The sequence below is a fragment of the Pseudomonas anuradhapurensis genome, assembly GCF_014269225.2.
Taxonomy (GTDB): Bacteria; Pseudomonadota; Gammaproteobacteria; order Pseudomonadales; family Pseudomonadaceae; genus Aquipseudomonas; species Aquipseudomonas anuradhapurensis.
In genome coordinates this window covers 573,631-585,395 of record NZ_CP077097.1, presented here as the reverse complement: position 1 = coordinate 585,395, position 11,765 = coordinate 573,631, and the positions used below count along the sequence as shown (strand labels likewise).

Here is an 11,765-nt window from a genome sequence, read left to right as displayed (position 1 = left end):
GTAAACCCGCTCCCACAAGGCCCGCGCAGTTTTTGAGGCTTGCGCGGTACCTGTGGGAGCGGGTTTACCCGCGAAGAAGGCGACTCGGTCTTACAGTGTAGACACTCACCCACTACCCGGGCGCGAGCATCAGGTTCGGTGCCAACCGATGGAAGCCCTCCTCGTCCAGGCGAATGTCCAGGGCCAGGCTGGCCAGGTCATCGGCCAGCGGCTCGGCTGCTGCATCGTTTTCCAGGTAGTTCTGTTTCAGGTAGCTGTCACACCCTGGGCAGCATTCGGCCCGCAGCGGCGCCTTGCCCGGCGCATGACGGTCATCGTCGAGGCTGGTATAACGCAGGTCCTTGCTCGACTCGCAGTACACGCACTTGACCCGCACCACATGCCATTCACAGGCACACAGCGAACAGGCCAGGTAGCGCAGGCCATTGTGCTTGCCACGGTTGCGCACCACCCCGGCCATTGCCGGCGAACCGCAGGCCGGGCATTGGGCCAGGCTGCCGGCAGGCTTGAGCTCTGGGGTGGGCAGCGCCAGCAACCAACTGGACCAGGCCGCCTGCAAGGCCGCGCCAATGAACGGCACTAGCGCCGCAGGCACTGCATCGTACTGACCGGCGAGCAAGGCAATACCCCAGCCCTTGCACTGATTGTCGTCACTGCCACGCAGGGCTTGCAGCGCCTCAGCCAAAGGACCGCTGGTGGCCACGTTGAAGTGTTCGAGCAAGGCCTTTAACCAGACCAGCCACGGCCCTTCCCGCACCAGGCTGTCCGCCGCCAGGGGCGGCAAACCATGACTTATGCACAGGCGCTGACGCTCCTCGGCCACCGGCATGCCACCGGGCGGGTTATCCACAAGCTGCTGCTGAATGCGACACAAGCGTGCCACCAGCCTCAGGTAATCGCCAAGGGCATTGCCCTCGGCCAGTTGCTCCAGCCGCGCGGCGCGCAGCTCGAACAGGTTGGCAGGAGGCAGATGCAGAAACGGCGGCATCACTGCCGACGCTTCGATCTGCCCGGGTTCGAGTATCGTGCTCAAGCGCTCATCCTTCTTTCCGTCCGTGGCTGCCCGGGGTCTTGTCGCCGGTCACTTCGCGGTACCACAATTCATGGTGCTTGCGCGCCCAGGCGCGGCTGACCCGGCCATGCAGCATGGCGCCGACCGAGCCCTTGATCCAGATGCCGGCGTAGATGTGCACGATGATACTGAGGATCAGCACGAACGCCGCCAGGGCATGCAGCAAGGTGGCCAGGCGAATGGCGCCTATGTCGAAGTACTGGCTGAACCAGGCACGCCAGATCACCACACCGCTGACCAACAGGATCAGCATGCACACCAGCAAGGTCCAGAACAGCAGCTTCTGGCCGGCGTTGTACTTGCCGATCGGCGGTACGCCCTCCTCCTGGTTCAGCATGACCCGATCGATACGACGCAGCCATAGGCGATCGTTGGCGCTGATGAAGTTTGCCCGCCAGAACCGCAGCACCAGGCCGAGGAAGAACACGAACATGGCCACGCCCAGGAACGGGTGGAGGATACGCGTCCATGGCCCGCCACCGAACAAATGGCTGAGCCAGAACAGCGCTGGATGGAACAGCGCCAGCCCGGACAACCCGGCGAGGACGAACAGAATCGCGACGACCCAGTGGTTGCTGCGTTCGTTGGCGTTGTAGCGCAGGATGGGTTTGTTGTCGTTCATGGTCGCTGCTCCTCCTGGCCACCGGGCCGGGTCGGGTCATAGACATGCACCGACGGGTCCACCTGATGCACGCTTTCGTCAAGCGGTGACGGGTGCTCGTCCTCCTCCACGCGCTGCGGCCCGACCCGCACATAGTGGAAGAACCCGGCCAGCACCGCCGCGCCCATGGCCAGCAGCGCCAGCGGCTTGGTAATGCCCTTCCACAGCCCTACCAGCGGGCTGATCACCGGCTGGTCCGGCAGGCCGGCGTACAGCTTCGGCGTGTCGGCATGGTGCAGCACATACATCACGTGGGTACCGCCGACGCCGTCCGGGTCATACAACCCGGCCTTGTCGTAGCCCCGCGACTGCAGGTCGACGATGCGCTCGGCGGCATGCACCTTCATCTCGTCCTTGCTGCCGAACACGATCGCCCCGGTCGGGCAGGTTTTCACACAGGCCGGCTCCAGGCCCACGGTCACCCGGTCGGAACACAGGGTGCACTTGTATGCCTTGTGGTCCTTCTGCGAGATCCGCGGGATATTGAACGGGCAGCCAGTGATGCAGTAGCCGCAGCCGATGCAGTGGTCCTGGTTGAAATCGACGATGCCGTTGGCGTGCTTGATGATCGCGCCCGGGCTCGGGCAGGCCTTCAGGCACCCTGGCTCGGCGCAATGCATGCAGCCGTCCTTGCGGATCAGCCACTCCAGGTTGCCGTCGTCGCGCTCGTGCTCGGTGAAGCGCATCAGGGTCCAGGTCTCGGCAGTGAGATCCTGGGGGTTGTCGTAAGTGCCGTGGTTGTGGCCGACCTCGTCACGCAGTTCGTTCCACTCGGAACACGCCACCTGGCAGGCCTTGCAGCCGATGCACTTGGTGGTGTCGATCAGCTTGGCGACTTCCTGCTGCTGGCGTACCGAAGGCGGTACGGTGGTGGTGGCCGAGCGGGCGATGATGTCTTGGCTGGCCATCAGAGTTTCTCCACTTTGACGAGGAACGACTTGGACTCCGGCGTCTGCGTGTTGCCGTCACCGAGGAACGGCACCAGGGTGTTGGTCAGGTAGCCGTGCCGGGTGGTACCGGTGAAGCCCCAATGCAACGGGATGCCGATCTGGTGCACGGTCTGGTTGTTGACCTGGAGCGGGCGGATCCGCTTGGTCACCACCGCCACCGCCTCGATGTGCCCGCGCTTGCTCGACACCCGCACCCGGTCGCCGGCCTTGATGCCCTTCTCGTTGGCCAGCACCTCGCCGATCTCGACGAACTGCTCGGGCTGGGCGATGGCGTTGAGCCGGCAGTGCTTGCTCCAGAAGTGGAAGTGCTCGGTCAACCGGTAGGTGGTCGCCGCATACGGGAACTCCTCGTGCTTGCCGAGGGTGTCCCACACCGAATCGAAGATCCGCCCGGCCGGGTTGCTGGTGGCCTTCTTGTTCTGCGGGTGCAGCGGGTTGATGCCAATCGGCGTCTCGAACGGCTCGTAGTGCTCGGGGAACGGCCCTTCGGCCATCTTGTCGATGGCGAAGAACCGGGCCACCCCCTCGGGGTTCATGATGAACGGGTTCATCCCCGCCTCGGGTGGCGAGTCGACCTTGAAGTCGGGCACGTCGGTGCCGGTCCAGGCCTTGCCGTTCCACCATACCAGGCGCTTCTTCTCGGCGTCCCACGGCTTGCCTTGCGGGTCGCTGGAGGCACGGTTGTAGAGGATGCGGCGGTTGGCCGGCCAGGCCCAGGCCCAGTTCTGCACCTGGTGCATGCCGTACGGGTCGCTGTTGTCGCGGCGAGCCATCTGGTTGCCCTGCTCGGTCCAGCAGCCGGCGAAGATCCAGCAGCCGGACGCGGTGCTGCCGTCGTCCTTCAACTGGCCGAAGCCGGCCAGCTGCTGGCCGGCCTTGATCACTGCGCCGGTCGGGTCGGTGACGTCGGTCACTGCCCAGCCGTTCATTTCCCTGGCCAGTTCCTCCGGGGACGGCTCTGCGGGAATCTTGTATGGCCAGCTGATGTTCATCAGCGCGTCCGGGTAGGCGCCGCCCTCGGCTTGGTAGCGTTGGCGCAGGCGCAGGAACAGCTCGCTCATGATGTGCACGTCGGTGCGGGTCTCGCCCGGGCCGTCGGCGCCCTTCCAGTGCCACTGCAGCCAGCGGCTGCTGTTGACCAGCGAGCCGTCTTCCTCGGCGAAGCAGGTGGTGGGCAGGCGGATCACTTCGGTCTGGATATTGGCCGTGTCGACGTCGTTGAACGGCCCGGCATTGCGCCAGAACTCCGAAGTCTCGGTGGCCAGCGGGTCCATGATCACCAGCCACTTGAGCTTGCCCAGGGCCGCGGTGACACGGTTCTTGTCTGGCAGCGCGGCAATCGGGTTGAAGCCTTGGCAAATGTAGCCGTTGACCTTGCCCTGGCCCATCATCTCGAACATGCGCAGCACGTCGTAGGCTGGCACGTCGAGCTTGGGCAGCCAGTCGTAGCCCCAGTTGTTTTCTGCCGTGGCGTTGGCGCCGTACCAGGCCTTCATCAGGCTGACGTGGAACTTGCCGTAGTTCTGCCAGTACGACAGCTGGCCCGGGCGCAGTGGCTTGGAGGCGCGCTTGTCGATGTAGGCGGCGTAGTCCTGCTCGGCATCGCCGGGCAGGGTCAGGTAACCCGGCAGCGAGTTGGACAGCAGACCGAGGTCGGTCAGGCCCTGGATGTTGGAGTGCCCGCGCAAGGCGTTGACCCCACCACCCGGCATGCCGACGTTGCCCAGCAGCAACTGGACCATCGCCGCACTGCGAATGATCTGCGCGCCGATCGAGTGCTGCGTCCAGCCGAGGGCGTAGAGGATCGTCATGGTCTTGCCCGGTACCGCGCAGGTGGCGATCTCTTCCCAGATCTTCAGCATGGCGTCCTGCGGCATGCCACAGGTCATGCTGGCCAGTTCCGGGGTGTAGCGGCTGTAGTGCTGCTTCATCAGCTGGAACACGCAACGCGGGTGCTGCAGGGTCGGGTCGACCTTGGCAAAACCATCCTCACCCAGCTCGTAGCCCCAGCCGGACTTGTCGGCATACACGCGCTTGGCTTCGTCGTAGCCGCTGAACAGCCCGTCCTCGAAGCCATAGGTTTGCTTGACGATGAACGACACGTCGGTGTAGTTGCGCACGTATTCGTGCTGAATCTTGTCGTTGCTCAGCAGGTAGTTGATCAGCCCGCCCATGAACGCGATGTCGGTGCCGGTGCGGATTGGCGCGTAGTAGTCCGCCACCGAAGCGGTACGGGTAAAGCGTGGGTCGACCACGATCAGCCGCGCCTTGTTGTGCGCCTTGGCTTCGGTCACCCATTTGAAGCCGCACGGATGCGCTTCTGCTGCGTTGCCACCCATCACCAGGACCAGATTCGCGTTGGCGATATCGGACCAGTGGTTGGTCATGGCGCCACGGCCGTACGTCGGGGCAAGACTTGCCACCGTCGGGCCATGTCAGACACGTGCCTGGTTATCGAACCCCAGCATGCCTGTTGCGCGGATGACCTTGTGGGTCAGGTAGCCCGCCTCGCTGGAGGCGGCAGAAGCAGCGAGAAAACCGGTGGTGAGCCAGCGGTTTACCGTTTGCCCCTGGGCGTTCTTCTCGATGAAGTTGGCATCGCGGTCCTGCTTCATCAGCTCGGCGACGCGGTCGAGCGCCTCGTCCCAGCTGACCCGCACCCACTCCTTGCTGCCCGGCTTGCGTACCTCGGGGTACTGCAGGCGGCTCGGGCTGTGGATGAAGTCCAGCAGGCCGGCGCCTTTCGGGCAGAGGGTGCCGCGGTTGACCGGGTGGTCGGCGTCACCTTCGATATGGATGATGTTCTGTTTGACGTTCTTGCCCGCATCACCCTGGCTGTACATGATCAGGCCGCAGCCGACCGAGCAGTAGGGGCAGGTGTTGCGGGTTTCTTTGGTATGCGCCAACTTGAAGTGGCGCACCTGCTCGGCGAATGCCGGTGTCGGGGCCATGCCCAACGCCGCAAGGCTCGAGCCTCCAAGGCCGACGGCGGCGACCTTGAAGAATTGCCGACGGTTCAGATCCATCGTGCACTCCTGAACGGGTTCTCGGGCACCTGGCGTGCAGCCGGTGCCTCTAGGTCATCACGGTGGCGGTAGACAGATACCGCCAAGGGTTAAGCCTAGCCAAGAATCAGGGAAGTGTGATGACGCAGATCATGGCACCAGCGAAGCGGGCGCCGCATGCGCCGGGCGAGCGGTTTGTGAGGTACCGAACAGCCCGGCCTCAGCTGGCGACGCCACTCTTCGGGCCGCTGGCGATCAGCGCCGCGCCACAGGCGGTCTTGTGCCCATCGAGGGCGACAGGTGTACCGTCGACGCTGTAGGTGGCGCTGCCTTCCACGATGGGGAACACGCCCTTGCACAATGGGCAGCTGACCATGTGGCCAACCCCGGCGATAGGCTTGCCGTTGACGTTGGTATTGCCGAAGGAGCCGAGCACCTTGCCACCGTGGGTGGTGGAATCGCCAAGGCGGATGATGTCTTTCATGGGTGAACTCCGTGTCTGAAGGGAGGCGTCGTTGCCAGTGGGGGAAAGCCTAAAATAATGGGGAATTAAAGGCCATAGGCAATTTGGGCGGGAGATTGGCTGGGCCCTGAGGATCCCATTGGGTCGGATGCGTTTTATCCTGCTGTATCTGACTACACGCGCATCACTCACCTGCCTGCAACTTCAATTTCGCACCATCAGGCAGACCTTTGATTTTCTGGGTCAGTTAGGGAAGCTCCGAACAAGTCGCCGAGCAACCGACAATGGACGACTTTTGGCCTAAGGAAAGCTCGATTTACAGGCGCTGATTGTTGAACAACCAGGAAAAACCCTAGTCATCAGGCCTTACGGGCGCACCTCTACCGTAGCAGTCAATAATTGCCGGCGTACCATCCACAGATTCGACAGCGCAAACAGCGTGGTCAGTTGCGCCGTGTTCTTGGCCAAGCCACGGAAGCGGGTTTTCACATCACCGAACTGGCGCTTGATCACGCGAAAGGGATGTTCGACTTTCGCCCGTGTCTGCGCTTTGACCTTCTCGATCTGACGTTTGGCTTTGTAGAGAACACTGCGTTTGCTCAAGTGCTTGTAGGTGCTGCGTCGTGCAGCGATCTGCCAGATCACTTGCCGACCGTCGTGCTCAGGTCGCTTCTCTACGCCGGTGTAACCCGCGTCAGCACAGACAATGTTTTCGTCACCGTGCAACAGATGAGCGACCTCCGCACGTCAGCCACGTTGGCGGCGGTGCCGTGGACGTGATGCACCAGACCCGACTCAGCGTCGGCGCCGATATGCGCTTTCATGCCGAAGAAGTATTGGTTTCCCTTCTTCGTCTGATGCATCTCCGGATCGCGCTTGCCTTCTTTGTTCTTGGTCGAGCTGGGCGCGTGGATGATGGTGGCGTCGACAATCGTGCCCTGGCGCAACGACAGGCCCTGGTCTCGCAGGTAATTGCAGGTGGATACGCAGCATGGTTTCCAGTGGGTACGGCTTGCGACCACCGCCGGCCTTTGGGTAATGCGGCTCGACCAATGCCAGCAAACCGCTCCACGGTACCATCTGCTCCACCTCAGCCAGGAAACGCTCGCGACGGGTTTGCTTGCGCTTACCGGCGTACTCGAAATCGGAAAAGCTCATCTGACTCATGGGATGGAGGGCTTGTAAAGGGGCTGTTGGACGGAGGGCTATTTCAGCACAGGTCAGACGGCCTGTGCCGACTTGATCGGAGAATCCTTAGTGAATGTTATTTAAAAGCTCGAAAAGCTGAGAGAGTGCCAAACTACTGCTTCTTCTATCCCACACCGAGAAATCGTAGCTTACCATTGTCCGTATTACAGTGCCGACCGAAATAGCTGCCCCGCCCTCCTTTTGATCAGATTCCAGCTCTCTCACATGATAAGCGGATCGTCCAGTATCAGCACCAAACCTGATTACCGTCACGGAATCTACTATCACCGCCCCCTCATCCTCATCTTCATAGAAGTAAAACTTTAATCTTTCACGCCAGTCCCTCGGCTGTTGCGAAAACAAATGCTTTAGCAGCGTGATCAGGCGCACTCCTGGTGCCACGGAAATACCCAGACCCTGCGGCTCACCTTTATAGAAATAACATTTCAGCGATAGGGCCGCCGAAGACCTGAAGTAAATCGCTTGATAATCTTTTTCATAGAGGCAGTAGTCATCCACATCGCCAACTCTATCAAACCCATGCAACAAAAGCTCAGCTTCTCCAAAACTGCCAAGCCCGAACATCTCAGGATGAATAGACTCAGCATCACGTAAAAACATTATAAACAAGTGCATGAAATCAAAATTCAAATAACTCACACTTCCTACCTTTTAACTGGATTTGTGCCCTGCATGTGATGCCGTTGAAGAATCCCTTTCACTTCCGTCAACTCAGACACTCGATTTGATTTCGGATTTTCGTCAATGCCCGACTGCGCTGATTTTGCCAACCGATCAACATTTTTAGGATCGTCTAGATGGCCTGAAACTGCCTCACATGCATTACGCCACTGAGAAGGTGACATATCTCTCGTCGCCTTGTCCGCAGGAGCTAGCTTCACATGCTTTCCATCTGCATCTGGCTGCAAACTTACATGCCCTCCCTTCCTCGGTAGACCCGGTCCTTCGACATTAACGTGGACGCCCCGCGCGAGTACATCTTTCCCTGCAGTATTGGCGCCAACACCATATTTATTCTTCGCTAAACCTAGTGGATCAACCCAGCCAGTCGAACTGGCCGCATATTCGTAGAGGTTCAATCCTCCACCATAACTAATAGGGTCCTGATTAATGAAGCGCCCAGCCCTCGGATCATAGTACCGATAGCGGTTGTAATGCATCCCGGTCTCATGATCGTGGTACTGCCCCTGGAACCGTATCGGGTTGCTCAGGCCGACTTGCTTGGCCCACTCCGAGCGGGTTTCCTTGACCTCACCCCACGCCTTGTACTGCGCCGTCCATGCCATCTCACCGTTATGGTCGGTCAGCTCCATCGGCGTACCCAGATGGTCACACTGATACCAGAGAATCGCATCGAATGCCTGCGGCTTGACCTCGGTGTGCCACAGCGGGTCCTGATCAAAATCGTATTCCCGGTCGCTCCAGTCCGGCTGGCGCAGCAGGCGGATCGGGTTGTTTCGTTGCGCCTGGACCACCGGCACGAAGCTGCCCGGCTCGTACAGGTAATGCACAGTGCGCCCGGTCTCGCCCTCACCCTGCGGCGGTGAGCTTTCCCAAGCCAGGTTATCGCCATCCCAGCCATACAAGGTGTAACCACAACCCAGTTCGCGCTGGCGCTTGGCCCGCTGCATCTGGTTCCAACCACTGCCCGCTCGCGGATCATCCTGGTGGTGCGCGGTGGAGTGCTTGTGCAGACGACGGCCCAGAGCGTCGTAGCTGTACACCACGCTGAGCTTGTCATCATCGAAGCGCACCAAACGGTCGAACAGGTCCCAGCTGAGGCGCGCCTTTTCGCCGTTGTGCAGGCGATGGATCAGGTTGCCGCGTTCGTCGTACTGGTAGTGGGTCCCGGCGTATTCACGCAGCAGGTTGTCCATCAGCTTGTTGCGCCGCGGGTCGCTTTCCAGCGGGCGATTCAGCTCTTGGGCCTTGTCGTCCAGCAGGTTACCGGCCGGGTCGAAGGCGAAGGTCTCGACACCCAGGCGACTGGTGGCTTGCAGCAGGCGGCCAACCGGGTCGTACTGATAAGACAGGTGACCACGGCGGGTGTCGTGGATATCGGTCAGCTGGCCCACGGCATCGTACTGGTACTGGCGCTTGAGCAAGGTGGTCTTGCCTCATGGCTACCCAGCAACTGGTCTTGCAGGCGGCCAGCCGGATCCCAGCTCTGGGTCTGCATCAGCTGGTTGTCCTGATGGCGGACCACTTCGCGGTGCAGGTCATCACGCTCGTAGGCCAGCAGTTCATGCTGGTCGAGGGTCATGCCCAGCACGTGACCGCTGCCGTAGGTGAGCACGCTGACCTTGTGGCCATCGGGGCGAATCGTCGCCGTGCGCAGGTTCAGTACGTCGTACTCGTGCTGCCGCACCGCGACCATCGGCACCTCGGTGCCGAGGTAGTACTGGTGCTCGCGGGTCAGGTTGCCCGCCTCGTCATGGAACCATTGCAACTTGCTGGCCGCGTTGTTCGCCTGGATCAGCTTGCCGTTGCCATCGTAGGCAAAGGTCTCTTCTTGACGTTGATTTCCTTGGCTGTCATCAGGCGCTCCACCGGGTCGAAGGTGATGTGAGGCGGCGCTGGCCGACCTGGGTGCTTGCCAACCGGCCCGCATCAGGGTCGTACTCGTAACGCGTCACCAGTCCATCGAAACCCTTTTCCTCCACAGACGACCAAGCATATTGTCCAGATTTGAAAAACCCTTCAAATTGTGACATCACCGACCTCAAATGTTACGTAGACGCCCCCTCAACATCAACGAATCAATAAAACTACTTTATTGGCGAACCATTCCATATTCGTAGTCCAACTCGCCAGCATTACTTTTCTCCTCTAGAAAACCCACAACCAAATCAAAGTCAACATGCTTAGGGACATTTATCGCAAAAAATTTCTTGCTCATACCTTCCCACGAGCAACCCATATTAGCGATATCATCCATTATCAGCCGCGGCACGCTTTCGTCATGGCTATAGAAAATCACCCGCACAGTACTATTCCCTTCATCGGAAACTACTGCATTGAATAGCAGCTCATTGTCATCACCTATAGAAGTACTAACCTCATCATCCAGACATACTTCTTTAGAATAAAATGGTATATTTTTTATTCTATATTTATTTCCCCCCCTTTTTTCAGCCCACACGCTCTCCATAGAGACCGGCGGATAACCATCAATAATTTCTAGCTTTAGAAACACTTTTTCCATCGCTTCACCTAAAGTTCACAGGAGTCACTTTTTTCAATATTGCACACCCTACACAGTACTTGTCCATTTTCTGGCGTACCAGAACCTCCTTTAGATTTAGGTATCACGCTCCAGTCCGGCTGGCGCAGCAGGCGGATCGGGTTGTTTCGTTGCGCCTGGACCACCGGCACGAAGCTGCCCGGTTCGTACAGGTAATGCACAGTGCGCCCGGTTTCGCCTTCACCCTGCGGCGGTGAGCTTTCCCAGCCAGTTTATCGCCATCCCAGCCATACAAGGTGTAACCGCAGCCCAGTTCGCGCTGGCGCTTGGCCCGCTGCATCTGGTTCCAACCACTGCCCGCTCGCGGATCATCCTGGTGGTGCGCGGTGGAGTGCTTGTGCAGACGGCGCCCCAGCGCGTCGTAGCTGTACACCACGCTGAGCTTGTCATCGTCGAAGCGCACCAAACGGTCGAACAGGTCCCAGCTGAGGCGCGCCTTTTCGCCGTGGTGCAGGCGATGGATCAGGTTGCCGCGTTCGTCGTACTGGTAGTGAGTCCCGGCGTATTCACGCAGCAGGTTGTCCATCAGCTTGTTGCGCCGCGGGTCGCTTTCCAGCGGGCGATTCAGCGCCTGGGCCTTGTCGTCTAGCAGGTTACCGGCCGGGTCGAAGGCGAAGGTCTCGACACCCAGGTGACTGGTGGCTTGCAGCAGGCGACCAACCGGGTCGTACTGATAGGCCTAGTGGCCACGACGGGTGTCGTGGATATCGGTCAGCTGGCCGACGGCATCGTACTGGTACCGGCGCTTGAGCAGGGTGGTCTTGCGTCATGGCTACCCAGCAACTGGTCTTGCAGGCGGTCAGCCGGATCCCAGCTCTGGGTCTGCATCAGCTGGTTGTCCTGATGGCGCACCACTTCGCGGTGTAGGTCATCGCGCTCCTAGGCCAACTCATGCTGGTCGAGGGTCATGCCTAGCGGCGCTGAGCGACATCGGCGACAGGCTTGCCTTTCTCGGTCACTTGCTTGACCGCTTCGATCTTGAATTCTTCGGGGTAACGCAGACGACTCATGGCACCTCCTATTTGGGCCTCATTATGAGGCTTGGAGGTGTCTACGAAACTAGGGGCGATTCACTTGACCATCCACAATACAACTCGAAACTTATCAACCGACACACCCCCGTTACAATAGACATTTCAAATAAAAAGACACTAAATCTAA

The 11,765-nt window shown here is 60.0% G+C and carries 8 protein-coding genes and 4 pseudogenes; all 12 read right to left on the bottom strand.

Features of this window, described 5'->3' with window-relative positions; all coding sequences use genetic code 11:
• Positions 1 to 112 precede the first annotated feature (112 nt).
• Positions 113 to 1,033 carry a formate dehydrogenase accessory protein FdhE gene (fdhE, locus tag HU763_RS02625; protein WP_186689742.1) on the bottom strand — a complete coding sequence of 307 codons (921 nt, stop codon included), beginning with the start codon at positions 1,031 to 1,033 and terminating at the stop codon, positions 113 to 115.
• Between the two features lie 4 nt (positions 1,034 to 1,037).
• Positions 1,038 to 1,694, bottom strand: a complete 657-nt coding sequence (locus tag HU763_RS02620; RefSeq protein WP_186689743.1) for a formate dehydrogenase subunit gamma — start codon at positions 1,692 to 1,694, stop codon at positions 1,038 to 1,040.
• Positions 1,691 to 2,641, bottom strand: coding sequence for a formate dehydrogenase subunit beta (fdxH, locus tag HU763_RS02615; protein ID WP_186689744.1), 951 nt, complete (start codon positions 2,639 to 2,641; stop codon positions 1,691 to 1,693). Before fdxH ends, HU763_RS02620 begins: the two co-directional genes overlap by 4 nt.
• Complete coding sequence (gene fdnG, locus HU763_RS02610) at positions 2,641 to 5,709, bottom strand: formate dehydrogenase-N subunit alpha (RefSeq protein ID WP_186689745.1); 3,069 nt, start codon at positions 5,707 to 5,709, stop codon at positions 2,641 to 2,643. The genes fdxH and fdnG overlap by 1 nt, the downstream gene beginning before the upstream one ends.
• A gap of 199 nt (positions 5,710 to 5,908) precedes the next feature.
• Positions 5,909 to 6,172 carry a PAAR domain-containing protein gene (locus HU763_RS02605; RefSeq protein WP_170028031.1) on the bottom strand — a complete coding sequence of 88 codons (264 nt, stop codon included), beginning with the start codon at positions 6,170 to 6,172 and terminating at the stop codon, positions 5,909 to 5,911.
• Between the two features lie 345 nt (positions 6,173 to 6,517).
• Positions 6,518 to 7,318 (bottom strand): annotated as a pseudogene (locus tag HU763_RS02600) (IS5 family transposase).
• 87 nt (positions 7,319 to 7,405) lie between these two features.
• Positions 7,406 to 7,999 carry a hypothetical protein gene (locus HU763_RS02595; protein WP_186689747.1) on the bottom strand — a complete coding sequence of 198 codons (594 nt, stop codon included), beginning with the start codon at positions 7,997 to 7,999 and terminating at the stop codon, positions 7,406 to 7,408.
• A gap of 5 nt (positions 8,000 to 8,004) precedes the next feature.
• Positions 8,005 to 10,023: pseudogene (locus HU763_RS02590) on the bottom strand (RHS repeat-associated core domain-containing protein); the annotation flags it as partial.
• Positions 10,024 to 10,133: 110 nt separating this feature from the next.
• A complete protein-coding gene (locus tag HU763_RS02585) occupies positions 10,134 to 10,565 on the bottom strand; it encodes a DUF4265 domain-containing protein (protein WP_186690750.1) in 432 nt (143 codons plus the stop codon).
• A gap of 8 nt (positions 10,566 to 10,573) precedes the next feature.
• Entirely contained in the window at positions 10,574 to 10,672 is a 99-nt protein-coding gene (locus HU763_RS24955; RefSeq protein WP_225931951.1) for an HNH endonuclease, read from the bottom strand.
• Positions 10,673 to 11,519: pseudogene (locus HU763_RS02580) on the bottom strand (RHS repeat-associated core domain-containing protein); the annotation flags it as partial.
• A gap of 2 nt (positions 11,520 to 11,521) precedes the next feature.
• Positions 11,522 to 11,614 (bottom strand): annotated as a pseudogene (locus HU763_RS02575) (transposase); the annotation flags it as partial.
• Between the last annotated feature and the right edge of the window lie 151 nt (positions 11,615 to 11,765).

What these genes read in the sequence shown, in the direction of transcription:
- HU763_RS02620 (WP_186689743.1), bottom strand. Translation starts at nt 1,694, where the DNA reads ATGAACGACAACAAACCCATCCTGCGCTACAACGCCAACGAACGCAGC.
- HU763_RS02585 (WP_186690750.1), bottom strand. Translation starts at nt 10,565, where the DNA reads ATGGAAAAAGTGTTTCTAAAGCTAGAAATTATTGATGGTTATCCGCCG.
- HU763_RS02605 (WP_170028031.1), bottom strand. Translation starts at nt 6,172, where the DNA reads ATGAAAGACATCATCCGCCTTGGCGATTCCACCACCCACGGTGGCAAG.
- fdxH (WP_186689744.1), bottom strand. Translation starts at nt 2,641, where the DNA reads ATGGCCAGCCAAGACATCATCGCCCGCTCGGCCACCACCACCGTACCG.